We start from the raw sequence: 26,571 nt of genomic DNA on the forward strand, positions 1-26,571 counted from the left end.
TTTGATCTGTGCAATATGCCTCATAGCATCATTTGGTACAAAAGATTTTTAACTTAAAAGGAGACCATTATGAAAGGTGCATTACGTTTTTTATTGCTATTATCTCTATGTTACCTAACAGGTTGCGCTGCCGAAGACCAAGCTCATACAGAAAAAACAGAAGCAGCCACAGAAGAGAAAAAACAAAAGGCTGCAGTCATAGAAGGAAAAGTTCCGGAAACTCTTCGTGAAGAAGAAATGATCTTAGAAAAAGAAGAAGTAGCTGAAATGACTAAAACCATACTTCATTTATTCTATGATTCCATGGTATCGCTTGGAGTTGAATACAACTGGAATAGTGAGAATCCGGCAGATTTCAACGTCGTAAAAGAAGAAATCCAACCCTATGTAACCAAAGGATTCCTAGAAACAGTAAAAGGATCTCTAGGGGATATTTATTGTCAATGTGATGCTTTTTCGGTTCCCCACTTTGACCCTGAGGTTCGATTTGAATTTGAGCAAGTAGAGGATAATAAGATAGAAATACAAGTTTTAGATCCCGGCTCAGAGATGATCACGATGGGATATGAATCGAATATAGAATTACTGAAGGAAGATAATGAGTGGAAGTTGAATAAGTTGAGCTCACGATCCCTTGAAGGTTCTGATCTGAAACTTACGAAAGAAGAAGCAGAAAAGCTCTTATCATCTGAGCAGGACACCATTACTTTTATAGAGGAATTCAACTCACCCCAAGGGGCTGGAAAAGCTTACTTATTTAATCTTAAAACACCTGAATGGGAAGAGTTGGTTGCAATCAGTTCCAAAGATGCAAGCCGTGTATTTGATTATGACTATGAACCGGAAGCTATAGAATCTTCAGTCGAAGGCAGCTTGTCAAATGATGCCCAAACGTTGATTGACCATGAAATGGAGCAACTAGGGTATGGATCATTAGAAGACGTAGAAATCATCGATTTTCATGGTGATGGGTTCCCGGAAATACTTGCTATTCACCATACCCCTGAAATTGATACGATTCTTATTCATGAGTATGACCAGGGCAGCCAGCAATGGAATATCGCATATAAAGAAATATCTCAAGAAAAAATTGATGCTTTCGACACTCTGCTTATCTTTGAAACAATGAATCTGTTAGAAGATGATTCAAAGCAGCAGGTTGTAATCGGAAAACAGATGGGAAGCAGTGCTTTTATAGGCTTTATTGTACTGAGCGAATATAACGGGGGAATTGAAAAGGTCTTCTCACAGTGGGATGGCGACTATCCAAGTGGAGAAGTCATTCAAGAAGGGAAAGATCTTGTTGTATTAAGTTATGGAAATGAAGTAGACCGATTCTCTCAGGATAGTTTTACAGAGAACTAGGCTGCTCCATCTTCCATTGTCGATACCCTCAAGAATAAAGGATATTTTCTTACTCTTTATGGTTATGTCTCATTAATAAAAAACCTCAACCCTTTCGTACACAAAGGTTGAGGTTTTTTCATATATAGCAGTAGAATGCTGCAGTTCCTTACCCTGGATTCAGGATGACGTTCTCTAATTTATTGCTTCTTTTTCTTCCCCTTCTCCTCTACCTTGATCACAACAGTAGTCAAAGGCTCCAAAGTCAAAGTATCTTTCGTTAATGTAAAACCAGACTTTTTAGAAACAGGAGTGGTGCCCGCTTCGTCGTTGTCCACTACAACCTTTCCTTTAGAGAGGTCATATTCACCCACCGATAGGGTACGTGCTTCGCTATCCGCATTGACGAATACGTAGTACTCTCCCGTACCATCCGTGGATGCATTCTTGTAAGCTAGCATCAAGTCTGTATCGGCGATCTCAGGTAAATCAAGCAGCGATACATTCTGATCAACCAGCTCTTTCTCACCCAAGCGGAAGGCATTGGTTGATCTTCTCAGCTTGATCAAACCTTCTGTATATTCTCTGGTCGTTGTATTCACTTCATATTTCTTCTTATTCGTTGCTTTTTCCCAGTCGAACTTGTTGATGGCGTCGGATGAATCGTATGAGTCGTGAATGAAGTAACCGAATGGGTCTCCATTCTCGTCCTCTAACTCATGATATTTCTGTTCTGGTACGCCTTCCCCTAGCCATTGCTTGGTTCTGCCATATTCCTGTCCTGCATGGATAAAGGCCGTTCCCTGTGATGTCAGGATCATGGAGTTCCCTAGGCGGATACGCTTATGAATCTCCAGATTATTTTCCGGAATGGCCGGGTCCTTTTTGATTGATTGGGCAATGACATCGTATAACGGCAGGTTGTCATGGGCCGCGATGTATTGGACCATGTCGCCCGGGTCGTCGTCTGCTGTGTTGCCAGGCTGCCCTTTGATGTTGTTAAAAATGGTGTTGATGTCGCGTGCGCCACCTGTCAAGAAGCGCGGCTCCCCTTCTGAACCGAATCCGGATTTCAGTTCGTTACGGATTTCGTCGGAGAAGACTCCTACATCATCGGTTTTGTCCATCCAATCCTGATCGGCCCCCATTCCTTCTAATGAAGGATCAGATAAGTGACCGGCAAATGTTCTCCAGCCTTCACCTATGAACAGGGCATCCGGATTGATTTCCGCCGCGGCATCATAGGCTTTTTGGATGGATGGATAGGTTGCGTCACCCATCATATCGAAGCGCATGCCATCGATCTTGTATTCATCGAACCAGTATTTCACTGAGTCGACCATCAGCTTTTCAGCCATTGTATGGTTGGTTGCCAGGTTGTTTCCGAAACCTCCAAGGAAGTTTCCTTTGTCATCCTGGAACGCATAGTAGTTTGGCACGATGTCGTTCAGTGTACTTGTTTTCGCCATATGTGTGTAGACCACGTCAAGCACGACACCCATACCCTTATCATGAATCGCGTCAATCAATCGTTTCGTTTCTTCAATTCGTAATTGTGGATCAGTGGCATCCTGTGAATACGCACCATCCGGGGAGAAGTAGCTGTGTGGGTCGTAGCCCCAGTTATATTCATTTCCTCCCGCTGAATACTCAAGCTCACGTTCGCCCATATTCGTTTCATCGCCGTAGTACCAGGCCATGATCGGAAGCAGTTGGACGTGTGTCACTCCCATTGACTTGATATAATCAAGCTTTTTAATGAAAGCGTCATAGGTGCCCCATCTTTCCTTCTTCAAATCTTTCTCGATGGATGGGTCGGACGTAAAGTCACGGACGTGGACCTCATAGATGACTGCATCTTCACGTTTTTCATAGCCATCGATGGAAGCATGGCTGAATTTCTTCGGATCGGTTCCTTTTAAATCGACGATTGCTGCCTTCCCTACGTTATCGCCGTCAGGTCCTGCTTCACCCTCAGTATTCACGGTAAAAGCAGCCATTGATTTCGCGTAAGGATCCAATACCTTTTTCGTTACGCCATCATTAGTTACTTCATATTGGTAGTAGTAGCCTTTCAGATCTTTTAACTTTAAGTCTTTCGCTTTTACTTCTGCTGACCAGACACCTTTTTCACCAAGGGTCAATTCCACAATGCCGATTGGTTTCGCAGCATCTTTTTTATCAAAGAAGTTCGCGACTACCTTGCTTGCTTTAGGCGCCCATAGTTTTAAGGTTGCGTTTCCTTTATTGTATGTGGCACCCAGGTCGTCACCATCGTAGGCATACTTGTTATCGATCAGTCTCCAGCCAGCTGCCGCTTTAACGGTTCTGCCCGAGTAGGTGATGGATAACGGCAATTTTTCAAGGTTAAAATCAGCTTTTACTTCCACTGTTTTGTCTCCGGTGATTTCAGCACTTTGCACCATCACGTCAGATCCGGCACTGTCCTGGATGGCTAAGCCGGACACTAATGCTTCTTCCGTCAGACCATCTGTCATCGTGAAATTCAAACGGATCGTATCGTCTGAAATGACCTCAGACGAAATCAGTCCTGTTGCCACGTCGCCGTGTGGGGAAATGTAGACGGTATCGTCACCCTGTTTCACCCATAGATGATTATATTTATCTAATAGATTGAACGTTTTGTTGCCTCCATCCTTACCGGCATCGCCTTTCGACTCATCCAGCATAATGAAGCCAATCTCTTTCGCATTTTCTTTTAGCGGGATGTCTACATACGCACCATAACGGTCTTTACCCGCTAAATCAGCCGCACCTGTCGGCCAGTTGTCTGAAGGTGCTTCAACATCTCCCCAATTCCAGACACCGTAGTTCTCATAATTCCCGTCTTCACGCTCATAATGAATACGCACCGTGTTCTCCGGCAAATCAACCGGCTCATACGTATACACCTTATCAGAACCTTGTTGGATCCAAATCTCGTTTACCTCAGGTGAAGGGATCGTAAATCCTTTGTCTCCACCATCTTTACCGGCATCGCCTTTGGTTACATCCATGACAAGGAATCCGATGTTTTTCGCTCCTTCAGCAAGAGGAACGTCGATATACGCGCCGTAGCTGTCGGTTTTTTCAAACATGGTTGCTCCTGTCGGCCATCCGGCAGATGGTGACGCTACATCATTCCATAACCATGCACCAAAGTTTTCGTAGTTTCCGTCGGTACGGTTGTAGTGGATGCGGATGTTGTTTTCCGGAACCGGCTCTACTTCAGGATTTTCCCCGCTGCCAGAACCTGATCCTGCTTCAGCGCCTGTAATCTTCCCGCCTTGGGCAGTCAACAACGCGGTACCACCGTCTGCTTTGGAAGGAAGAGTCAGCGTAATTTCATTTCCTCCGTCAGCATTGAATGTCTCACCGGAGTACGCATTCGTCACGACTGCATCCGGAGAATCCACTGTCAACGTAATCTCTTTCGCTTCGTCCGCCACGTTCAGCCCAACGTAGACAGAGTCCTCTTTATAGTCACGGGAGAATACCAGGAACTGATCGCTATTCGAACCACCGACAGTCTTTCTCTCCCCTTTAGCAAACACATCGGAATGTGCCCCTCTAAAGTTTAAAATCTTCGTATAATGCTCTAACACGTCATTATTTTCTACATCATCCCAGGCAAAATCATAGCGGTTATCGTACTGCGGATAATTGTTTGCTCCGCTTTGCCCGAGTTCTTCACCGTAATAAATGACCGGCTGTCCCTTCGACGTTGCCTGAAGAGAAGCGGCCACTTTCAGCTTGCCTTCATCTCCGCCTAACGAATACAGGAATCCGTCTTCATCATGACTTCCTAAAAATTGACCGAGTGTTGCCGTGTTATCAATTTTCCCGTTTCGAGCCGTCAGTTTATCATTGGCTGCTTTCAGGTTGCCGTTTACAAAATCTTTTGCAATTCCTTTGAAGCCGAAGTCCAGAAGGGAGTCCATCATTCCGGTATCAAGGTATCCCAACTGATTGTCTGCACTTGCTCCCCACGCTTCACCAATCATCTTGTGCTGAGGCATTTTTTCCGTGATGGCGTTTTTAAAGGCCATCCACGTCGTATCTTCCACGTGCTTTACAGTGTCAACGCGGAAATAGTCGATCGTATTCCCTTTTGCCGTTGTTGCTTTTTCAATCCAATCCGTTTGCCAATCGATGATTTGCTGGCGAACTTCTGGATTTTCCGTGATGATGTCTGGAAGCCCCGCTAATTCACCGACCACTTCATCCTCACCGACGTTACCTTGACGAACGATAGTACTGTACTTGTCTCTTTCTGCATCCGTCGGGTAGCCTGCAGGACGCTGATCGGCAGCCAACTCACCATCGATCTCTTTTAGTCCATACCCTGTATGATTCAAGACCACATCGACCATGATTTTTATGCCGCGGTCATGTGCCTCATCGATTAAGGTATGGAAGTCTTCCATGGATCCGAAGTGAGGATTCAGCTCGCCGAAGTTGCTGGCCCAGTATCCGTGGTATGCGAAGTATGGCTGGTCCTCCTCCCCTTGACGGACATCATACTTGATATTTTCAACGACCGGACTGATCCAGATCGTATTTACGCCAAGGTTATCCAGGTAATCAAGTTTCTCCGTGATCCCCTTGAAATCTCCACCCTGGTACGTTCCGCGCTTGCTTTTATCATAATTCAGCTTGTAAGGATCATCATTCGACGTATCCCCATTGAAGAATCGGTCTGTCAGCATGAAATAAATGATGGATTCGTCCCAGTCGAGATCAGAATCGCCGACAGACTGTCTTGCTTTTACTTCGATTTCAGTCGTTCCTTCATAATAGTTCCCGTATGAATCTACTACGGTCAGAGGAATCGATTTTATTCCCGCTGTTATATCGTCATCGACTGCTAAAGTCACTTCTTTTAATGAAGGATCGATTTCAAGTTTCTCCGACCCGCCTAATGAAGAAACATCCGCTGTGATCTTCTGAATTTTCACATCCTCTGTCAGTCCGTCGACAGCAACCGATAAGACAGCGTTTTCATTATAGTCCACAGCAGTTGGAACCACTGAACCAGTAACCGTCAGATCAGCTTTTTGGAAATCAAGAAACGATTCCCCGTCCACTGAATGATAAGGGTCACTTACTTCTGTCGTTACACCGTCTATTGTGACCAGGTATGAGTACGGGTTTTTTCCATTTGGAATGTTCTCGTATGAGAGAACAAATCTCTCATTCTCCGGTTCATACATCATTTCCTTTGTTTCCCCGTTGTATTTCAACTCTACTTTTTCAATCGTATTCATCGCATCGTTCGCGAACAATTCTTTATCTCGATAATAGAACATCGCATTCCCTTGATCGATGACCGGGGCCGATCCATCAGGCACAATGCGGATTTCCTCGACGCCACTTGTTATGTACGCCTTGGTGATGGTGTCGTTTTTATTCACTTTAATAAAACGATCGCCAAACTCCTTCTCCGCCGTATTCCAATCCTCCGTACTGCGAAGAACGAAGCCGAATTGCTCTGTTTCAGGTGCAACGGCAATGTTCGCTACCGCCACTCCGTTTTCATAGGAGTCAAAGTTGATTTGATCATTCTTTACTCCTGTGTTCCAGGCCCATATATTCCAGCCGTCATATGTTTGGTCTTCACGATCATACGTGAAGCGTACTGTGCGATCACCTGTATCAGCTGTGTCTGCCGCGGTATTACCATCGGCTACAGCAGAAGCTGCCGGTGCAAATGGAGACCACAGACTGATAAGCATCATTAGAACCATAAAAATTGAGAATCGACGCTTTGTCATTTTTCTCATTCACGCTTTCCCCCTCTTAAATTGGATTAATAGAATAATAATAGTGCTCGTGATGATTGTGGAAACGTTTGCACAAAGAGTTAAAAAAATGTGAGATTCATATTGAGGTAGTTATTTTGAACTAGTGCAAACGCTTGCAATATTCTGTCTTTTTTATTTTACAATAAATTCAAAGGACTTGCTATATGACAAAAGGGGGATTTTATTCCTATTATTAGCGTAAACATAGTGACTGCTTTATCTGGAACCAATGCTTATTCAAGTCGACGTTTCTCATCTACCGATTGCAAAAGAACCAAAAAAAAGGAACAAGCGGAGGACCTGTTCCTACAATGTCACACGATCCACTTGTTGACGAAGTTGGATCATATTGTCTTTCACACGTTGTGAAATTTCACACAATGCCTGAATCGAATTTCCTTTATGTTGACTGAGCTGGTGGACGATGTCATCAAAGAGCATTTCCATTTCTTCATGGATGGCCATGGCTGATACATTGTATATATGGATATTGGAGTAATTCGTTTTATCAAAAATCGCAGAGTCGATATATGGCCTGAAGCTGTCAAGTAACGCTGGGAATCCGATCGTCAACCTGGTTAATCCGTCCCTGAGTCCTTCAATGGTGGCAGCGAGTTCGTCTATCGGCTCCAGTGCGGAACAAACGTACGAGCGGATTTTGTCATCGAAATCAGAGAAGATGCTGATGAGCTTTCCAGGAACCGTCCCGCTAAGGGCAATATTCATGGCACCCTTGATTTGAGCAGAGATGACCTCCAATGTACTTTCGATGGCAAAAGCAAGACCCGTTAAACCACCCAATAGCGGTAATAGAAAGCGGTGGGAAATTAACTTGAAAGCTTCAAAGGATCCATCCAGATAGATCTCTTTCACTTTCATACCGATGAGCATGTGACTAGAAGTTTCCAGTACGTAGTCGTTTTTCTTTGGCATCACTACTTCATGTTGAACCGAAGCCCCTCCCGAAATGCTCGCACTTAAAGAAGAATCACGTTCTCCAAAGTTCTCCCCCAGCTTTTCAACCTGACTCTGAAATTCTGCTATGTGACTATTCATTTTCACACTATTGGCTTTGATAATTTCATAGTGTGAAAGCATCTCGTTCACAAGGAGGTCCTCCAGGGTTTCTTTCCCTCCGCTAAACAGCTCAGGGATTTCTTTATGAAGGATGTTCTGCAGGAATCCTGTCAGACTGGTAATCTCCTGTTTGAATTCAAGCAGCTGATTCCGGGCCTGGCCAAAAATACTTTCGACACTGACGCTTCGGTTGAATAAGTGCTCCACGAGTTCGACAGGCGGGGAATTCAACACACCGTTAAGGGATCTACTGGCGTTTTCAGCCATATTCAAGAGAGAAATAAGATGGTCGATTTCCGAGGTCAAACGATGTCCCGTCGTCGTGATCCCTATGAATAAAGGATTCCCGATCAAATTTTCGAAAGAATCCTCAAAGATCATCTGCAGACGGCTCAACCGCTCCGAGTACCTGTCTCCTTCATGCTGGGCAATTTCCTGTGAATTGGTCAAGTAGTCCTGTGCATACCCCAACCTTGTGGTGACATCCCCTGCCAGGGCCTCAGCCAACAGGTTCAGATTCTCGCGATTGATTTCGATCCTGTCCGAATGACCGCCATAAAGAGGTTCCCCCGTCCAGATGCTTGTCATGATGTGGGCATCGGCTTCGTCGTGGATTTCACCGTAACCAGGGTCTCCTGGTTGACCAATCTTATAGGTTCCTTTGTCATTATAACCTGTATGATTGTTCGTCAGGATGCTGAACTTCTCACCGATCACCGGTATCCCTGTCGAAATATCGTATCTCTTACCTGGAATTCGCGAATCAAGATTCAGGGCGATAAGAGTTCCGGTTAAGACGTCATAGTTGGTGAAGTAGTTGGTGATGTTGTCGTAGGTTTTGTTTGGATCAATTACTCCCTTTGGGAATAATGCTGGATTTAAAGTAACGGATTTTATATCTGGACGATTTTTAACAGCATAGTTTGCAAGGGGACCGCCTAGGGAGTTTCCGGTAACGGAGCTAACTCCCCCCTCATTAATATATTCTTTTTGTATTCTATTTAAATATTCGGCAGAAGCTTCAAGTTGAGGCAAAGTTTGGTCACTTAACAATTGAACATCCGTTAATAAGTCTTGCTTTCCATTCTCAGCAGCTGCGTCTGTACCTACATATACTATTGTTATTTCTTTTGTTGATTCATTTCGGACAGTAAACGCGTCTAGTCCAGTGTCGTCGAGGAAATTTACATCTAATACCTTAAATGCCTTTCCATTAACTTTTATGATGTCAAATCTATTAATTTCTGAATAAGCATGTAATCCCGCTAATTCAACCAAGTCCCTATCAGTGGTTTCTGTATTAACATTAACTTGATTAACATTATTTACTGATGGCACCTTACTCAACTCTTTCTAATGTTTATTTTTTATAATATAATTGGGGTCGGCTCTATCAACAGTGGTCTCTTTATCTCCGCTACCCGTAACTTTATCAATTACATTGTCATGTAGTAGGAGATTATACGCCCCAAAAGGAAGCCCCTCCGCATCTTCAATAACTTTTGCAATTTCCTCTAACTCTTCGTTAGTTGGATTCGAATCTTTTTTATCTTTAAAAAGCTGAATAGTAATATTTATTGAATCAGGGCTTAATTTCTCTAAATTTAACCCTTTTAAATCTTCTTTCGTAATATCAGGATTTTCTAAATAAATCTTAACAATCCTCTCTGATATTTCCATATCAAAAAATGACACAAAATAATACTCATTTCCAAATCCAAATGATTTAGTATTATTAATGGCTTGGATATTTTCTCCAGTAAATGGATATTTTTCTGTAATTTCTTTCAGTAATTTATCCAACTTGCTAAACTGATCTTCATATATCAATCCATAAACACCCGAAGTGATGGCATTTTCCACCTCTCCTTCTAATGAATAAACCTGGTCAGTCAGGATTTTATTCTCAATTGAATCTATGGGCACAACTGCAAAGGTATGGAAATGGGGCTTACCCACAGACTCCACAAACACGCTAGCTCCATCAACATTACCAACAATATTATGAATTTCAACATCAGTTTTATATTGTTTTAAGAAAAAATCTTTGACGGCTTTTTCCACTTCTTCCCGTTTTGCTTCAGCAATTTTGTCATTTTCTTGACCATTTTTCAGAGAAAACCCTTCTCCATCATATTCCTGGACGCTTACTAAACGATTGGTTTGATCTTCCACTTCATCCTGCGTACCCTTCTTCTCATCCACACCATTACCATTTGCATTATCCATATTCATACATCCTCCAAGTAATAATGAAAGTCCGATTCCATATATAATCCATTTATTTTTCGTATTCATGAATGTCTGATCCTCCTAATTGGATGGGTTCATTTAAAGAATTACCTTTATATTGTATAAAAGTCTGTAAAGTATTAACAGTTCAATCGGGTAATACTTAGAGCAATCAGGTAAAACAGGAAAAAAGTAGGGGAGCAGACTTCTTTCTTACGTTTCTTTTATACTATTCATTTCGCATAATCAAATTATGCCTTAAGACTCATATATTTGTATAATTACCCCAATTATTCAAATAATAACCTATAAGTCCTGGAAATGATCTCCTGAAATTAACCTTATCACCAGATCGGGAGTAGTTAGATAATATAGTGGGTCACACCTCTCTCCACCTTAACTTTACTTCTTACTCTTCTCCATTTCTAAGGACATATCCGTCACCATTATAATCTTGCACGCTCACAAAAGTATCTTTATATTCTCCGGTAGCCTCTTTTGAATCAACACATTCTTCATTATCCATATTCATACATCCTCCAAAGAATATTGATAGACCGATTCCATATATAATCCGTTTTTGTTTAGCATTCATATATGCCTGATCCCCCGAGCTTCATAACATCTATGTACTTGGATAAATACTACCCTACTCCTTAACTATCTCATCCGGAGTAGTCTTTTCGAGAGAATTTTCTTTCACCCCATCAAACGACTGCTTGTGGACTGTATTGTCGTTGACAAAAACACTGTAAGTCCCGGTTGGTATATCACCCATGCTTTCGATATCATTTACTACTCTATTAAATACCTTCTCATCCGGATCAGCATCTTGATCTCTCATAAACAAATTAATGACCACCTCAAAATAAGTCGGATTAAACACTTGATCATTATAAGCAGCTCTTAATTTTTCAATACTAACCTGAGGATCCTTCATATATAAATCATAAACTGGTTTTATCGCTTCATTATTTACAACGGAAGAAGACAAGAAATAATAGGGTGTCATATAGCCTGAACCTCCAACATTTTGAAGGGATTCAATCGTTCTCCCGGTAACAGGTTCTTCCTCTACAATTTTTTTTAAATAATCATCCAAACGATCAAACTCGTTATGAAAAACCTTCCTGTACAAGCCTTCTGTTATGGCGCTCTCCACTTGTCCTTCTTGAGAAAACACACTCTCAGACAGGATTTTTTCATTTGATTGATCAATTGGAACAACTGCATACGTGTAAAAATGAAGCGGATCCGTTGATTCCACAAATACTGTAGCCCCGTCTACATTACCCACAATATTATGTACCTGTACATCTGTCTTATATTCTTTAAAGAAAAAATGTTTCACCGCTCTCTCTACTTCTTCTCGATTCTCTTCGGCAATCTTGTCTGTTTCTTCGCCATTTTTAAGGGTGTATCCTTCTCCAGTGTATTCCTGGACACTTACAAATTGATTCTTCATCTGCTTTTCAGGGTTTTCTTTTTCATTCACACCATTCCCATTCACACATCCGCCTAGCAACAATGGAAACGCGATTCCGCATATAAACCATTTATTTTTAGTGACCATGAACGTATACACCTCCCTCAATAAAGTTAATTTTTCTTCATCACTCAACAACGATATAATCTGGAACGCCAATCCGTAATGAGTTATCTTTATACCCATCATCTACTTTCTTATTTATGAGATTGTCATTAATGGTCAAACTGTAGCTGCCTTTAGGGATCATGGTCATTCCTTTTAAATCTTGAGCGATTTGATGAAATAACCGATCATCAGGTTCGACGTTCATTTCTTCCATAAATAACATATGATTAATCTTTAAATATTCAACAGAGAATGCCTCCTGGGCAAATTGTTCTTTAAGTTCACTAACCGGTGCATTTGGATTTTTCATATATGCATCATAAACAGGCTTGATGGCTTTGTCCGATGAAGAAGTGGTTAGGAAATAATAAGGGGTCATATAGCCCGTACCTCCAACGTTTTCGATTGACTCTATCGTTTTCCCCACAACTTTATTTTCTGCTACCACTCTATCAAGATATCGATCCAGTTCATTAAATTTCTCCTCAAATATTAAATGGTACAATCCACCACGAATGGCGCTCTCGACTTCACTGTCCATGGTAAAAACTTGATTCACCATGATCCCTTCTTTACTTAAATCAATCGGGATGATGGCGGTCGTATAGAAATGAACTGGCCCAGTCGACTCGACAAATACCGTTGCACCATCCACATTTCCGACTATATTATGGACTTTCACATCCGTTTTATAGGTTTCCTTGAAGAAATTCTTAACAGCTCCTATCACTTCTTCCCGGTGGGCTTCAGCGATTTGATCCGCTTCTTCCCCCGCCGCGTAAAACGTATCCTTCTCCTTTGTACTCCTGGACACTAACAAAGGTATCTTTATATGGTTCGTTGTTATCCTTCTCACCAATGCCTAAGCAGCCCCCAAGAACCAGCGAGGCTCCTGCCAAATAGATAAGGGATTTAGTTTGGTTTCTCATGAAATCCTCCTTCGATTTGACCTATTAGAGATTTGGTGTCAGCTCTGTTTTTAATGAATTATCCTTATATCCTTCGAAAGATTCTTTATGAACCCGGTTATCATTGATTAGGAGTGTATACAGTGCACGGGGGATCCCCTCCATTTCTGTTAAGTCCCGTTCCACTCTTTTTAGTACTTTTTCACTTGGCGTGGCATTCTTGTCCTCCATAAATAACATGATGTTTATATTAATATATTCCTTGTCAACCGATTTCTCATCGAAAGCCCTTATTAATTCTTCTTTTCTGGAATCCGGATTATTCATATATAGATCATACACTGGCTTGATTGCCTCATCCCCATGGAACGAGGTAATTGTATAATGGGGGGTCATATATCCCGAACCGCCAACATTTTGAAGGGATTCAACCGTTCTCCCGACTACCTCACCTTCAGAGGCGACTTTCTCAAGATAATGTTCCAACCTTTTAAATTCTTCGTCAAATAGAATCCTATATAAACCTTCCCGGATGCCTTCCTCAACCACATCGTCCCGAGACCATACTCTTTCAGGTACTACTTCCCCCGTTCCCTGGTCGATAGGTACAATGGCAAAAGAGTAAAAATGAACCGGTCCTTTCGATTCGACAAATACCGTCACTCCATCCACATTCCCTACCAGATTATGAACCTTTACCTCTGTCTTATAGTTTTCTATGAAAAATGTTTTCACCGCTTGTTCGACTTCTTCACGATGGACTTCAGCGATCTTGTCGTTTTCTTCACCGTTGTTCAGTGAGTAGCCTTCTCCTTTGTAGTCCTGTACCCGTTCATATTGGGTGTTAGGATTAACTTTAGGCGCCTCTTCTTTTACAACACAACCGCTTACCAGTAAAAGAACTGATGCATAGGTGATAATTGTTTTTTTCTTCAATATTCATCATTCCTTTATATATAATCCCTATGGGTCCGCATGAGGGAAGCGTAATCCCAAATGAGACCTTATCCCACGCTCTTCTTCTCTTTCTTCCTCAAACACCGAGGTCAACCACTAGCTTTTCCTCTCTGAAATCAAAGGGAAAATCGGGCGCATTTATTTATAAACCATAGCGATTACAGAACTCATTCCTTGTTCCTAATAATAATTCCATTAAATCTATAACTCTATCCAACTTTCATACCACTCTATATATATTACATAATTGTATAAATACCCCAATTATACCTGTATAACCTGCTATTTAGTATTTTGATAGAATACTGATTTTGAAAAGAAAGCACAAGGAAATACCCAATCTTCAAAAATAACTAAACATTTCCAATTATCTTCCGTTATAATGGAAAAGAGGTTATTTTAATCGGTCGTTAACACTTTATAATGTTTACCGGAGGCTGTTATATGGTTTTTGATGGGATATTGATTGCAATCATTATTGGATTCATTCGTGGGGGAAGCTTTAAGAGGTTTGCCGATATACGTTTTAGAATGGGGTGGGTCTTCCCCGTATTGCTGGTGCTGCAGCTTGTCATTTTTTATTTTCAGAATAAGGTGGCGTGGGTCGGGCAGGTCAGTAATCTCTCATTTATGCTCATATACGTCGTAGGGCTCACATTTTTATGGATGAATCGCCATCATCCTCATTTCATCGCGATTTTCGTAGGGGTTCTATTGAACTTCATCGTCATGGCCATCAATGGGGGAAGGATGCCGGTCTCCATGGAGGCGGCATCGGTGATCGATCCTCAGTATCTGGAAGCGACGAAGAATGCGCTATATGCCAAGCATACGCTCGTGACGGAATCTACGAAACTTGCTTTATTGGGAGATATCATCCCTTTGTCAGCCCCTTATCCCCGTGAGCAGGCGATCAGCATCGGGGATGTGGTCATGAATATCGGTGTATTCCTTTTCATCCAATCCGTGATGGTCCGTAAGAAGGACAAGCTTGTCGCATCGAAGTCGTCACTTTAAGGAGGTGAGATTATAATGAAAAATAAAACGAAAAATGCTATCATTAACCTTGTCATCATTGGTTCTGCCGTTGTTGCCCTGACTTCAGGTTGGAAGTTCTGGTAAAAAATACAGGGCTGACCACGGTTCATCCCGGGGTCAGCCCTAATATGTTAATGAGAGTGTGAATACCTATGAAAGTACAGCTGAAACCAGAAAATCTATATATTGCATTTATTTCCTTCCTTGGAGTTCTATTATTTGTGAATCACCTCAATCCCCAGGTGGAAGACCTATCAAACTGGGTGCTCATTTATACCCTTGTCGGAGCGATTCTGCTATTGAATCATTTTAATATCATCATTCCTCTTTCCGGCAATACCCTCTCTATGGATTCCTCTATTTATTTAGCAGGTCTTTTTTTGTTTGGGCTGAAGATCCCTTTGTTGGCACTAGGAGTCAGCAGTATCGTGTTTCTTATGATCCGCTTCAAATTGGCATGGTGGAAACACCTCTTTAATTTTGCCAACTATTCTCTTATGCTGATCTGTACTTATTATACGTTCATTCTGACAGGCGGGGTCGTCGGTGAAACGGACTTTCCCAACATCATGCCGTACGCCCTGTCCCTGTCTGTTTACTTCATCTTGAATGTCATGATCATGTGGGTCTATTTCTATCTGGCACAGAAGCCATCCCTGAAGACCATCATCCGTACCGCTTTTCAAAAGCAGCTCATTCAGGAGGTCTTCACCAGCTACCTCTGTACGCTGGTCCTTGCGCTCGTACTGACAATCCTTATCAGCCAGCAGCCGATATTCGGGATATTCCTATTCCTGACACTTGCCATCATGCTTTCCTTCGCTTTCAGGAACTTCTTCAACCTATATAAAGAGGAAGAAGCGAAGGCCAAGAGGGATTTCTTGACGGGCTTATATAATCATGGATATTTCAAGCTTCGCCTCGATGAAATGCTTATAGAGAACCGGAAAAAACCCTTCTCCGTTGCCTTGATCGATTTAGATGATTTCAAGAAATACAATGACGCCAACGGGCACATCCAAGGGGATGCACTATTGAAGTTCTTTGGCACGTTCATGCTTGATAAAACAAAGGACCTGCCCTTGATCGCTGCACGCTACGGAGGGGAAGAATTCGGTCTCATCCTGCCCGGGGTATCGAAGCAGGATGCCTTCACCTTCCTCAATAAAATCAGGAAAGAGATCAATGATACTTATTTTCCCGGGGCAGAGCATGCTCCACTTGGATGTATATCCTTTTCTGCCGGAATCGTGGAATATGAGAATGGGACGTACAGTTCATCCGAACTTTTATCCAAAGCCGATAAGGCCCTCTATTTTGCAAAATCTCAAGGGAAGAACGCAATACAAGTGTACAAGGAAGACCAAGTGTATCACCAGGACTGTCAGTTTGCGAAAGAGATCGACGCCCTCGAACAACAGCTGCAGATCTTCCTATCCAAGGATGTCTATACTTACCAGCACAGCAAACGGGTCTTTTCCTATGCGATGGAAATGAGCGATCGCCTGAACCTGAGCAGCGAAGAACGTCGCACCCTGATCCTTGGGGCACTGATCCATGATATCGGGAAGCTTGAAATCCCACGGGATATCATCAACAAAAAAGGAAAACTCGAACCCCATGAATGGGAGATGATGAAAAAGCACGTCATCTATGGAAAAGAAATCATTTCTTCCATTAAAAAGTATGACGAGCTCCTGCCATTGATCGAACTACATCATGAACGCTATGACGGCAAAGGCTATCCATATGGATTAAAGGGCACAAACATACCGAAACTTGCCCGGATCCTCTGCATCATCGATTCCTTCGATGCCATGACAACAGAAAGGCCTTACCAGAAAACCAAAACCTTCACAGAAGGTATCATCGAACTTCGGGCGTGCTCCGGCCACCAATTCGACCCCGAATACGTCGAACCATTCATCCAAATGATCGTGGGACAGGGGGACAGGCACCTTGTCCCAGCGGATCCTAATTAGGAGTAAGGGGAAACTACACTCCCCGCCCCACTTGAGGAGGTCTATCAGTGGATTACTCAGTGATTGGAAAGAAGATTAGGGAGTTAAGGAAAGCGGTTGGTCTCACACAAGGTGATCTCGCTGAAGGCATCTGTACCCAAGCCCTGATCAGCCGCATCGAAAAAGGGGATATCTACCCCAGTGCCACCGCCCTTTACCAAATCTCGAACAAGCTGGGGGTGGACGTGAACTATTTCTTTGAAATCGGGACCACCCCGAGACTCGATTACCTTCGCGAGGTAGAAAAGCAGCTAACCAAATTGCGCGTGGATCAGCGATTTGAGGAAATGATGGAGATCGTCAAGACGGAAGAGAAAAACCCTCTTTTCTATAAAGACAATGAAAAGCTTCAACTTCTTTACTGGCATAAAAGCATCTACTTATTCGAAATCGAAAAGGATTCCCCCGCCGCTTTCTCCATGCTGCAGAAAGCCTATAAACTGACATGCCATCAGAAAAAAGCCATGACGGAAAGGGAAATGGAGATCCTGACTACGTTCGGAACATGGGAATCACTATTAAACAATCATCAAAAGGCCCTAGAATATTATAAAATGGTGGAGAACGCGATTAAACCTGCAGAACAACTACATGATAAATCGATTAAAACCCGATTGTTTTTTAATACGGCGAGGGTCCTTACACGACTCAGGGACTTTGAGTCTTCGACGGACTATTGCTTAAGGGCCATCGATTGGTGCATAGAGGAAGAACTACTCTGGGGATTTGGAGAGCTCTATTATCAAGTGGGCTATAACTATGAACTGAAGGAAGAATACGAACAGGCTATCCCTTACATGAAAAAAGCGCTTGTCATGTTCGAACTTCTCGGTAACACGATAAACACTTCTTTCCTTCAAGAAAAATTGGAAGCTTTAAGCGGGACGTAGCCATGGGTAGCCATGGGGACAGGTACCTTGGCTACCTTTCACCTTACTTTTTGAATCACTTTCCTGGATACTCCAGTCACCCTTGATATTTGTCTTTCTGATACACCTTTTAACGTTTTCAAATTTACCAAGACTTCATTTCTCTGTTCTTTGTTCATTCCCTGCAACATGCTTTTATTTGAAACTCCCAGCTTGCGCAAATATATTCGGACTTCGTCATCTGTTATACGCTGGCTTGGTGGATCTTCTAAGCATAAGTCATAGGTACTCTCCGACATGTATTCTTTAAATAATGTGACGGCTCTGGTTTTGTTATTTGAAAAAAGATTAAGAGGAAGTTCAATATCGAGAGGTCTCTCATTTTTACAGTATTCGTGGATACTGGTCCACCTACTTTGAAATACATCTTTTACGAGGCCTGCTTTTAGGGGGTTTTGGTGAATATATCGTAGAACTGTTAGAAAATAGGCTTTGGTTTCAACATTTTCACTTTTAAACCGTGCTTGAAATAAATGTCCACATCGATTGTATTTCATGTTATACCAATAAACGTAGCTTGAACTGATTCTTTTAATGAGATCAGATAGAGGTTCGGATGTTTCTTTTAGTAAAACATGAACATGGTTATCCATAATGCAGTAGGCAAAAAGATAATAATTATGTTTATACTTTAGCAACGTGTCCACAAATCTTTTCTTATCTTCGTCGTCTTCGAAAATTATTTGTCTGTTGATTCCTCTCAACATAATATGATAAATACCACTTCTACTCTTTATCCTTGCCTGCCTTGGCATCTGTAAAATCACCTCACCCCTTGTATTTTTTCATATTTAACCACCTCAGAAATCATTCATTATCCTTTTAGTAAGTGGTATATGCTCACTCTGTCATTCACATGAAGCTAGCCATTTAATATGAGTAAGCTCACTAATAAGGATATTTTACCTCTCCCCATAATTTTGACATCCTCTATTTATTTAAAAAATGAAGGGCTGTTTTAATAGTTAAGGAATTAGGTGAAAGTAGAGTAGAGATGAGACCGAGGAAAAAGATGGTGATTTGATTGGTAGTTGTAATTAGTATTCGCCATTAGTTTTGTAAATCCTTCCATAAACCTTTCGAAAAAGGAAAAGGAGCCATCGGACCTGTCCCCTTGGTTCCTTTGTTCCAGGTTCCCCAAAAAGAAAAAGGAGCCAAGGTACCTGTCCCCTATGGCTCCCATCTCACACATACTCCACCGATTCCCGTTCCCTCTTCCCCGGTTCTTTCAGATTGACGGTTTCCTTCACAATGTAAATCGGTCTGTTTTTGCTTTCGTCATAAATCCTCGCGATGTACTCCCCGACGATGCCCATGCCTAACAGTTGAACTCCGCTAAAGAAGGTGATGGCCACCATGATCGAGGCCCAGCCTGTTTCCACCCCTTGCCCGAAAAGTTTGACGGCAATCGCATACACAAGGACGAAAAAGGAAATCAATACCGATGCGAAACCGATGGTCATCACGAGCTTCAATGGCTTGGTCGAAAACGCAATGATTCCGTCCGAAGCAAATTTGATCATTTTCTTCAACGGATATTTCGTTTCCCCGGCAAAGCGCTCGTCCCGTTCATATTCAATATAGGTCTGGTTAAACCCTACCCACGAAAACATCCCTCTGACAAAACGGTTACGCTCCGTCATCGTCTTGAACACGTCCGCCGCCTTTCGGTCGATGATCCGGAAGTCTCCCGTATCCTTTGGGATGTCGATGTCCGACATATAGTTTAGGAACTTATAAAAATACTTGGCTGTCAGAAGCTTGAATTTCGTTTCCCCGGATCGCTTTTTCCGTTTCGCATAAACGATTTCATAGCCTTCTCTCCACTTTGCTATGAGTTCCGGAATGACCTCAGGCGGATCTTGAAGGTCGGCATCAATGATGACGATCGCATCCCCGGAAGCATAATCGATCCCGGCGGTCACGGCCGTCTGATGACCGAAGTTCCGGGCAAAATTCACAATTTTTGCCTGACTGTCCTTCAGTGCGATGTCATTCAGAATATCCAGGGTCCTATCGGTACTGCCGTCATTGACAAAAATGAATTCATACCGGATATGATGATCCACCATGACGTTTTTGATCCTGTTATAGCATTCCTGTGCCACTTCCTCTTCAAAGTACATGGGAATGACAATTGAAATTAATTCCCGCATGATATCCTCCACTTTCCTTATTAATGACTGCCCTTGGCTGCGAAGGTCCATCTCGCATTCAAAAGATAGTTCACTACCATAGCAGAACCAATGGCCACAATATTCGCCACAACCGGATGGAAACCGGCATATTGAACCAGCAGATACAGAATCAGCGTATTAAAAGCCAGGGTGAAGACATTCACGGAAGCGAACTTCACGAATACATCCGCCTTCGTGTCGCGAGCCTCGAACACCCACCGTTTATTCCAATAATAGCTATTTAATACACCAAGCACATATCCCAGCACGTTCGCAAGCAGATAATGTATGCCTATATAGATAAAGAGCGTGTAGCTCCCCAACGTGATCAACGTGTTGAAAACGCCGACTGTCCCGAATTTCAGGAACCTTTTCATCCTATCGAACTCCTACTCTTTCATTCTCGGTTAAAGATACCAATAATTGAAGTTTATATCAATCATGGGAACGACTGTATTGACAAACTTTACAAATTTTTAACAATAGAATGGAGAAAAGAAGTCCTAAATGGTGTGCGCTTTGATATAGTAGAAAATGTATTTTTAAAAAGGAGGCAAATCATGGGTTCCCGGATCTTTCATTTTTTACATAGATTCATCTTCTACATCTTCTTTGCAGTGATACTACTTTTAGTAGGATTGAACATCTTTATGAGTAGAGGATACAGTACGCTAAGTGTGGAACCACCAGCGTATTTCAATCCCATCACCCTGGTGATTGCCATTCTGCTGGCCGGATTGGTATACCGCTTTCGCCTGCACCTGGTGGCGTTCCTCGGAAAGATCCCTGGAATATACGCGGTCATCGGGCTATTGGGTGTTAGCCTGATTCTACAATTGCTCACGATAAAAGAATTGAACGTCAACCCCACCTGGGACTTCGGGGCGATCGTCGACAGCGCGAAGCTTTTCGTTGAAAAAGGGGAAATCGGGGATTATTTCACAATCTATCCTAATAATATACTGCTCGTCTGCATCCTGGCGGTGATCGGCAAGCTCTCCACACCTGCACTGCTGGTCTTCCAGCTCTTTAACGTCATGGTCATCACGACCAGCCAGTATCTCATTTATCGAATTGCGTCCAAAGTGGCGGGGCAGGCTGTCGGAATGGCAAGTTTACTGGGCAGCGTCCTATTCTTTCCCTATTTCTTTTATGCTCCTGTCGTCTATACGGATACGATTTCATTAATCTTTCTGCTCTTGCCATTGCATGTATTGATCAACAAGGATGGGAATTTCAGAGATCATCCGCTTGCCGTCATGGCAGCTTCCATCATCTTTTCTTTCGGGATGCTGTTGAAAGGGTCCCTGATCATTTTCACGATTGCCTTCGCGATCGTTCTGTTCCTCTATATGAAAAAGTGGAAAAAGCTTTATGCTGTCATTCCATTCATCGTCCTGCTGATTGTCAAAACCTTATTCACAAACGGAATTTATCAGTTCGGGATCCTTGATAAGGAAACTGTGGAAAAGAGGAGCATGCCCGTCACTCACTGGATGGTCATGGGGCAAAATGAAGACCGCTTCGGGAAGTATGCACAGACCGATGTCGACTTCACGACCAACCTCTTAAAGGAATATCCAAGAGAAGAAGTAACCGAGGCCCACATAAAAGAATTAAAAAATCGTCTCACCGAAAAAGGACTGTCGGGAAACATCGCATTCAATATGGAAAAGATCGGTCACACCTGGACTGACGGAACTTATTATTCTTTAAATAAACTAAGGAGATATCCGGTCCATCCCGAAAACTTCCAGCGGTTGACGGAGGATAAATCAGGACATGCCTTACAGGGATATGCGAGGGTACAGCATCTCTTATTATTCTTTGGATTACTGTTGTTAGCGTTCAGGTTCAAAGGGAATCACCCCTTCACCTCCTTCGCCATGCTGTCCATCATCGGATTCTTCCTCTTCTTCATCCTGTGGGAAACCCGCTCCCGCTACCTCGTCAGCCTCACACCGCTGATCATCATGCTGAGCTGTATGGGATATCTGGACGCAGGACGGAGGCTGGGTGTGGGACGGAGGGACAGGTCCCTTGTCCCGGATTCTAAGTAGGACGTACTTTCACTTAGCGGTTTTGCCAGCTCCCTATGTATATTGGGGGCTGGTTTTTCTTTTAAGATCTAAGTGGGACGGGGTGCCTGTCCCCCCGTCCCTCCTAAATAACCTCCACAATCCAATACCCATGCAAAACACAGGTGAAGGTATAAGAAACGGCTGCCACTCCTGCGACACTCAGTAATATTCTTGAAGCTTTTTTCTTTGGATTCAGATAGTATAAGAGAATAAGTAACAGAACCGAAAGTTGGACTTTGATGAGCAGGAATAGCCATGGTCTTGTGAGATACAGGTAATTCATGAGGGGATTGCTTTCGGTTATATAGTTCGAATCTAACCCATACATGGTGAGTGCGGCATCCAGGAGGTTCAGGAGGGCTATGTAAAAGAGTAGTAGCCTCATGGACTTTCATTCTCCTCTTTGTGTTTTTTTAGTACCTGACGTTCTCTTTAGAGAACAATTTCTTTAATCATACTACAACCTACTTCTAATCATCAACTTTATTAAGAACAACACTCCATAAAAATTCCGCTAGACCACAATACAAATCGGGACAGGGTGCCTGTCCCCACGTCCCACCACTACCCCGAAAAAGGAAAAGGAGCCAAGGGACCTGTCCCCCCTGGCTCCCCCATGCCTATATTCCCCCGCTCCCTCATATAGTAAAATAATCAACTAAAAAAGGGGTGAACCATATGAAAAAAGTGATTTCACTGTCGTATTTATTCGGGGTTGTGTTTCTTTTGGCAAGTGCACTTTATTTTTTCGCTTCTAACTGGCAGGTGTTTTCCCGGCTTGAGAAAGTGGCTTTGGCAGGGTCTTTGATTGTATTGTTCTATGGGGCGGCTTTTCTGTTGGACCGTGTTTTGAAGGGGGCCCACTTCCTTTCAAACTGGCTGTTGGTCTGCGGGGTGATATCCTTTGGCTTGTCCGTCGCTTTACTCGGGCAACTGTACAATTCACATGCGGACAGTTACTTGTTGTTTCTGGTTTGGTCTATCCCGGCCTTCCTGTTCAGTTTGTACACAAGGTACAGCGGTTTTTACGCATTAACCCATATCCTCTTCCATTTGACGATTTACTTTTATCTGTTCCCTTCGTCTCCATTCGGGCACTGGACACTCGCCCATACATGGATCGCGTTCGGAGTCGCGATCGTGAACACTCTCTTATTTTTAATTACAAAAAAAGGCTACATCGATTCTAAGCCGCTCCTTTATCTGAGCCTGATTTCAGCCAACCTCCTTTTCATGGTCACTGCATTCGATAACGCGTATTCCCTTTTCTTCAGCCTGTTTTATCTAGTCATCCTGGGCGCTGGGGTGTACAGGTACTTTCATAAAGAAACATCCGTCTTCATCATTCTTTCGATGTTTGGAACAGGCTTTATCATCATCAAAATGTTCGAGTTGATGGCACGGTATGTGTCCAGCCTTTTCTTTGTCGGACTCCTGTTTGCAGCCGTTCTGTTATTAGCGGGAAGTGTGTTCCTTGTGAACTACTTACGAAAGCATTCCTCTTCCCGTCATTGGACGAAGACGATCTTCGTGGCAAGTGTCACAACCATCGCCTCTGTTTTCATCGTGGCATCTGTTTTCGGTCTGCTTTCTTTACTCATGGTCGATGTCTCAATGGTCACTCTATTTGTCTTTGCGACGGTATTTCTTGTCACACCAAGCACGTTAACCAGCTGGCCGTCCCCTGTAAAATATTCACTCATGATGACCGGCCTCATCATCGGGATGATAGCAAGTGCCTTTGATGACTTTTCATTTGTGATGTTCTTCGTTCTGGCGTTTGTGTTTTATGTCGAGAAACGGTCCGCTGCGAGGTTTGTATTCTATGTTCTGTTTCAACTCAATCTGGGTATTTTCATTGGGGAAACACTGGAATTAGGCGCCCATCCCCTCCTTGTCGTCATGATGCTCTTGAATATTGGTGTGTACCTGGCTACTTATAAAAAACATGTCCTCCAATATGGAGCATTTCTCATAGGATTCCTTGCCTTTTTCTCGTTAACTACAATCGATCTTTCATTAACGCTTCACAGTATCTATACCGCTCTATTTTTTCTGATCACAACGTGCTGCGTCTACTACTTCAAAAAACAGGACCGCAGCTTCTATTGGGTTTCATCCCTTGTATTCTGGTTCATGCTCATCGTCCAGCTGTATTATGATCTGGCCTGGAAGCTCGTCCATAAATCCCTGCTCTTAGCCGTGTTGGGTATCCTCTTCTTACTGTTGGCTGTTTACTTGGATAAGAAAGTTGGCTCCGTTCAAGAATCACACTCACTTCTTGCCGGAAAAAGACTCGGAATCCTTCTTATCATATGCCTTCAAGCCGGGTGGATCGGGTACCAGGTCTATTCCAACGAAACCCTTTTACAAAACGGGAAAACGATTATGCTAGAGCTTCAACCTGTCGATCCGCGATCACTCCTCCAGGGGGACTATGTGGAATTGAACTACACGATTTCCCAGCTTGAAGACATCTCCATTGATGATAGCGGGCCCATCACGATTGTGTTACGCAAAAATGAACAAGGACTCCACGAATATGCAGGAGTTTATCGCTTTAGTGGAAAATGGAATGTTCCTTACGAAAAGAAACAAGGTGATGTCCTCCTCAATGGAAAGGTTACAAGCTCATGGGACAACAGCGCCCAGATCACATACGGAATCGAACATTTCTTCATCCCGGAAGGAACCGGGCTGGACGTTGAAGGGAACGTGAAGGAAGCCGTGGTGAAGGTGAGTGATAAGGGCGATGGGATTCTAGTGCGGTTAAGGGACTAGGGCGTCGGTGGGACGAGGGGACAGGTCCCTTGTCCCATTCAAATTGAAAAGAGGGTGACCGATAAGTGAACTTGCTGCTTATTAGTCACTCCTTTTTCTGTGCTCTTTCTAAAAAATTAGTATCTTGTGCTACTTCAATCATTTTTTTAATTTCTTTACATTCAGCCTTCTCTATTTTTCCAAAACAAAAAAGCCCTCTCATTCATGAGAAGAGCTAATTCCATTAACCATATCAAGAATCGTTCTAATCCTATTTACTATTGATAAAACTTTACCCCGATACGCTTAGGGTTGCGGGGACAGCGGGACAAGGTGCCTGTCCCCGTGTCCCACCGTTAATCAAACGGTGTATCCGACAGTTTAATAGATTCCGTCGGACAATCTTCATACGCCTCTTCCACATCTTCTATGAACTCTTCCGGGATTGGCGTTGTCCCTTTGTTATCATCCAACAGGACGAATGCCAGTCCTTCTTCGTCGTAGTCGTATACGTCAGGGGAGGATACTCCGCATGATCCGCAGGCAATACAGGTTTCCTGGTCTATGATCGTGTATTTACCCATTTTCAATCTCCTTTACGCTTTGATGGTTTCTTTCTTGTCCGTTTGCCCCATCACGCTTGTACTATGTAATGGCTGCACACGTGCACTTGGATCGACATATTGCTTCGCATGGCTTACTGCTACTGGTGCCTCTCCGAACCCGGTGGCGATCAGTTTGATCTTCCCTTGATAGGTGGCGATATCGCCGACGGCAAAGATCCCTTTAATATTCGTTTCCATTTTATAATCAACGACAATTGAGTTCTTCTCGATTTGAAGCTCCCAGTCTTTTATGGGACCGAGGGAAGAAATAAATCCGTAATTGACCAGGACATCATCCACATCAACGATTTCAGTCCGCTCCTCTTTCGAGTGGTGCAGGACGACGTGACGAATCGTGGAGCCCTCTGTATTCAATTCAGCTACGTTGAAGGGGGTCATGATTCGGACATTCGAATTCATCAGCTGCTGGACACTGTGTTCATGGGCCCTGAACTTATCCCGTCTATGAACGAGTGTCACCTCGCTTGCAACCGGCTCGAGCATGTTCGCCCAATCGACTGCAGAGTCCCCGCCTCCGCATACCATTACTTTTCGGTCCTTAAAGCGGCTTAAGTCGTTCACGAAGTAATGAAGATTTTCATATTCCTCGTTCAGCTTTTCGATTCCTAACGGTCGGGGTTTGAATGCGCCGGCGCCCGCTGTGACGATGATGGTCTTGGTCTGGTGGACTTCCCCATCATTCGCCGTTAATAAGAAAGACCCATCAGGAAGCCTTTCCACTTTTTCCACGGTCTGCCCAAGGCTTACAGATGGATTGAATTGATAAGCCTGTTCCTTTAAGCCGTCAACTAAATCCTGCGCAAGGACTTTAGGGAACCCCGCTACATCATAAATATATTTTTCCGGGTACAGAGCCGACAGCTGGCCACCTAATTGAGGCATACTTTCAATGATCTTCACGCTCATCTGCCGCATACCTGCGTAAAAGGCCGTAAATAACCCAGTCGGTCCTCCCCCAATGATTGTGACATCAAAAACTGGACTTTCTTCCATACACTCGAACCCCTTTTCTTCAACCTTGTT

The 26,571-nt window shown here is 43.2% G+C and carries 20 protein-coding genes; 6 read left to right on the forward strand and 14 right to left on the reverse strand.

What is annotated here, in order from left to right:
- Positions 1–69 precede the first annotated feature (69 nt).
- Positions 70–1,365: a hypothetical protein gene (locus ACCB35_RS20385; protein ID WP_374055069.1), complete on the forward strand. Its 1,296-nt coding sequence runs from the start codon at positions 70–72 to the stop codon at positions 1,363–1,365.
- A 179-nt stretch (positions 1,366–1,544) separates the two neighbouring features.
- On the opposite strand, the gene ACCB35_RS20390 is transcribed toward ACCB35_RS20385, so the two are convergent.
- The 8 genes from ACCB35_RS20390 to ACCB35_RS20425 form a co-directional block, all read right to left on the reverse strand.
- Entirely contained in the window at positions 1,545–7,127 is a 5,583-nt protein-coding gene (locus ACCB35_RS20390) for a pullulanase (protein ID WP_374055070.1), read from the reverse strand.
- A gap of 327 nt (positions 7,128–7,454) precedes the next feature.
- Positions 7,455–9,563: an SA1320 family protein gene (locus tag ACCB35_RS20395; RefSeq protein WP_374055071.1), complete on the reverse strand. Its 2,109-nt coding sequence runs from the start codon at positions 9,561–9,563 to the stop codon at positions 7,455–7,457.
- A 15-nt stretch (positions 9,564–9,578) separates the two neighbouring features.
- On the reverse strand, positions 9,579–10,523 hold the full coding sequence (locus ACCB35_RS20400) for a DUF1672 family protein (protein WP_374055072.1): 945 nt from the start codon (positions 10,521–10,523) through the stop codon (positions 9,579–9,581).
- A gap of 343 nt (positions 10,524–10,866) precedes the next feature.
- Complete coding sequence (locus tag ACCB35_RS20405) at positions 10,867–11,052, reverse strand: hypothetical protein (protein WP_374055073.1); 186 nt, start codon at positions 11,050–11,052, stop codon at positions 10,867–10,869.
- A 54-nt stretch (positions 11,053–11,106) separates the two neighbouring features.
- Positions 11,107–12,030: a DUF1672 family protein gene (locus tag ACCB35_RS20410; protein WP_374055074.1), complete on the reverse strand. Its 924-nt coding sequence runs from the start codon at positions 12,028–12,030 to the stop codon at positions 11,107–11,109.
- A 40-nt stretch (positions 12,031–12,070) separates the two neighbouring features.
- The gene (locus tag ACCB35_RS20415; protein ID WP_374055075.1) at positions 12,071–12,865 is read right to left on the reverse strand and encodes a DUF1672 family protein; all 795 of its coding nucleotides are present in this window, start codon (positions 12,863–12,865) and stop codon (positions 12,071–12,073) included.
- On the reverse strand, positions 12,798–12,980 hold the full coding sequence (locus ACCB35_RS20420; RefSeq protein ID WP_374055076.1) for a hypothetical protein: 183 nt from the start codon (positions 12,978–12,980) through the stop codon (positions 12,798–12,800). Before ACCB35_RS20420 ends, ACCB35_RS20415 begins: the two co-directional genes overlap by 68 nt.
- Before the next feature lie 24 nt (positions 12,981–13,004).
- Positions 13,005–13,895, reverse strand: coding sequence for a DUF1672 family protein (locus ACCB35_RS20425; RefSeq protein WP_374055077.1), 891 nt, complete (start codon positions 13,893–13,895; stop codon positions 13,005–13,007).
- Between the two features lie 465 nt (positions 13,896–14,360).
- On the opposite strand from ACCB35_RS20425, the gene ACCB35_RS20430 reads away from it, so the two are divergent.
- From ACCB35_RS20430 to ACCB35_RS20440, 3 genes are all read left to right on the forward strand, one after another.
- Positions 14,361–14,933, forward strand: coding sequence for a DUF5317 domain-containing protein (locus tag ACCB35_RS20430; RefSeq protein WP_374055078.1), 573 nt, complete (start codon positions 14,361–14,363; stop codon positions 14,931–14,933).
- A 173-nt stretch (positions 14,934–15,106) separates the two neighbouring features.
- On the forward strand, positions 15,107–16,936 hold the full coding sequence (locus ACCB35_RS20435) for a diguanylate cyclase (protein ID WP_374055079.1): 1,830 nt from the start codon (positions 15,107–15,109) through the stop codon (positions 16,934–16,936).
- A gap of 47 nt (positions 16,937–16,983) precedes the next feature.
- Complete coding sequence (locus ACCB35_RS20440; RefSeq protein ID WP_374055080.1) at positions 16,984–17,865, forward strand: helix-turn-helix domain-containing protein; 882 nt, start codon at positions 16,984–16,986, stop codon at positions 17,863–17,865.
- A gap of 38 nt (positions 17,866–17,903) precedes the next feature.
- Here the strand turns inward: ACCB35_RS20440 and ACCB35_RS20445 are convergent, their stop codons facing one another.
- The 3 genes from ACCB35_RS20445 to ACCB35_RS20455 form a co-directional block, all read right to left on the reverse strand.
- Positions 17,904–18,659: a transposase gene (locus tag ACCB35_RS20445; RefSeq protein ID WP_374055081.1), complete on the reverse strand. Its 756-nt coding sequence runs from the start codon at positions 18,657–18,659 to the stop codon at positions 17,904–17,906.
- Positions 18,660–19,088: 429 nt separating this feature from the next.
- On the reverse strand, positions 19,089–20,060 hold the full coding sequence (locus ACCB35_RS20450) for a glycosyltransferase family 2 protein (protein WP_374055082.1): 972 nt from the start codon (positions 20,058–20,060) through the stop codon (positions 19,089–19,091).
- 20 nt (positions 20,061–20,080) lie between these two features.
- Entirely contained in the window at positions 20,081–20,458 is a 378-nt protein-coding gene (locus tag ACCB35_RS20455; protein ID WP_374055083.1) for a GtrA family protein, read from the reverse strand.
- Positions 20,459–20,641: 183 nt separating this feature from the next.
- On the opposite strand from ACCB35_RS20455, the gene ACCB35_RS20460 reads away from it, so the two are divergent.
- Positions 20,642–22,141, forward strand: coding sequence for a hypothetical protein (locus ACCB35_RS20460; protein ID WP_374055084.1), 1,500 nt, complete (start codon positions 20,642–20,644; stop codon positions 22,139–22,141).
- A 103-nt stretch (positions 22,142–22,244) separates the two neighbouring features.
- On the opposite strand, the gene ACCB35_RS20465 is transcribed toward ACCB35_RS20460, so the two are convergent.
- Positions 22,245–22,547, reverse strand: a complete 303-nt coding sequence (locus ACCB35_RS20465) for a DUF5658 family protein (RefSeq protein ID WP_374055085.1) — start codon at positions 22,545–22,547, stop codon at positions 22,245–22,247.
- 293 nt (positions 22,548–22,840) lie between these two features.
- Here ACCB35_RS20465 and ACCB35_RS20470 point away from each other — a divergent pair, with 293 nt between their 5' ends.
- Positions 22,841–24,943 carry a GDYXXLXY domain-containing protein gene (locus ACCB35_RS20470; protein ID WP_374055086.1) on the forward strand — a complete coding sequence of 701 codons (2,103 nt, stop codon included), beginning with the start codon at positions 22,841–22,843 and terminating at the stop codon, positions 24,941–24,943.
- 335 nt (positions 24,944–25,278) lie between these two features.
- On the opposite strand, the gene ACCB35_RS20475 is transcribed toward ACCB35_RS20470, so the two are convergent.
- A complete protein-coding gene (locus tag ACCB35_RS20475) occupies positions 25,279–25,506 on the reverse strand; it encodes a ferredoxin (RefSeq protein ID WP_374055087.1) in 228 nt (75 codons plus the stop codon).
- Between the two features lie 12 nt (positions 25,507–25,518).
- Positions 25,519–26,541 carry an NAD(P)/FAD-dependent oxidoreductase gene (locus ACCB35_RS20480; RefSeq protein ID WP_374055088.1) on the reverse strand — a complete coding sequence of 341 codons (1,023 nt, stop codon included), beginning with the start codon at positions 26,539–26,541 and terminating at the stop codon, positions 25,519–25,521.
- Between the last annotated feature and the right edge of the window lie 30 nt (positions 26,542–26,571).

It is taken from the genome of Rossellomorea sp. FM04394 (genome assembly GCF_041889765.1).
GTDB lineage: Bacteria > Bacillota > Bacilli > Bacillales > Bacillaceae_B > Rossellomorea > Rossellomorea aquimaris_B.

What these genes read in the sequence shown, in the direction of transcription:
- ACCB35_RS20480 (WP_374055088.1), bottom strand. Translation starts at nt 26,541, where the DNA reads ATGGAAGAAAGTCCAGTTTTTGATGTCACAATCATTGGGGGAGGACCG.
- ACCB35_RS20420 (WP_374055076.1), bottom strand. Translation starts at nt 12,980, where the DNA reads ATGAGAAACCAAACTAAATCCCTTATCTATTTGGCAGGAGCCTCGCTG.
- ACCB35_RS20470 (WP_374055086.1), top strand. Translation starts at nt 22,841, where the DNA reads ATGAAAAAAGTGATTTCACTGTCGTATTTATTCGGGGTTGTGTTTCTT.
- ACCB35_RS20430 (WP_374055078.1), top strand. Translation starts at nt 14,361, where the DNA reads ATGGTTTTTGATGGGATATTGATTGCAATCATTATTGGATTCATTCGT.
- ACCB35_RS20465 (WP_374055085.1), bottom strand. Translation starts at nt 22,547, where the DNA reads ATGAGGCTACTACTCTTTTACATAGCCCTCCTGAACCTCCTGGATGCC.
- ACCB35_RS20450 (WP_374055082.1), bottom strand. Translation starts at nt 20,060, where the DNA reads ATGCGGGAATTAATTTCAATTGTCATTCCCATGTACTTTGAAGAGGAA.
- ACCB35_RS20410 (WP_374055074.1), bottom strand. Translation starts at nt 12,030, where the DNA reads ATGGTCACTAAAAATAAATGGTTTATATGCGGAATCGCGTTTCCATTG.
- ACCB35_RS20400 (WP_374055072.1), bottom strand. Translation starts at nt 10,523, where the DNA reads ATGAATACGAAAAATAAATGGATTATATATGGAATCGGACTTTCATTA.
- ACCB35_RS20460 (WP_374055084.1), top strand. Translation starts at nt 20,642, where the DNA reads ATGGGTTCCCGGATCTTTCATTTTTTACATAGATTCATCTTCTACATC.
- ACCB35_RS20385 (WP_374055069.1), top strand. Translation starts at nt 70, where the DNA reads ATGAAAGGTGCATTACGTTTTTTATTGCTATTATCTCTATGTTACCTA.
- ACCB35_RS20475 (WP_374055087.1), bottom strand. Translation starts at nt 25,506, where the DNA reads ATGGGTAAATACACGATCATAGACCAGGAAACCTGTATTGCCTGCGGA.
- ACCB35_RS20405 (WP_374055073.1), bottom strand. Translation starts at nt 11,052, where the DNA reads ATGAATGCTAAACAAAAACGGATTATATATGGAATCGGTCTATCAATA.
- ACCB35_RS20435 (WP_374055079.1), top strand. Translation starts at nt 15,107, where the DNA reads ATGAAAGTACAGCTGAAACCAGAAAATCTATATATTGCATTTATTTCC.
- ACCB35_RS20455 (WP_374055083.1), bottom strand. Translation starts at nt 20,458, where the DNA reads ATGAAAAGGTTCCTGAAATTCGGGACAGTCGGCGTTTTCAACACGTTG.
- ACCB35_RS20445 (WP_374055081.1), bottom strand. Translation starts at nt 18,659, where the DNA reads ATGCCAAGGCAGGCAAGGATAAAGAGTAGAAGTGGTATTTATCATATT.
- ACCB35_RS20390 (WP_374055070.1), bottom strand. Translation starts at nt 7,127, where the DNA reads ATGAGAAAAATGACAAAGCGTCGATTCTCAATTTTTATGGTTCTAATG.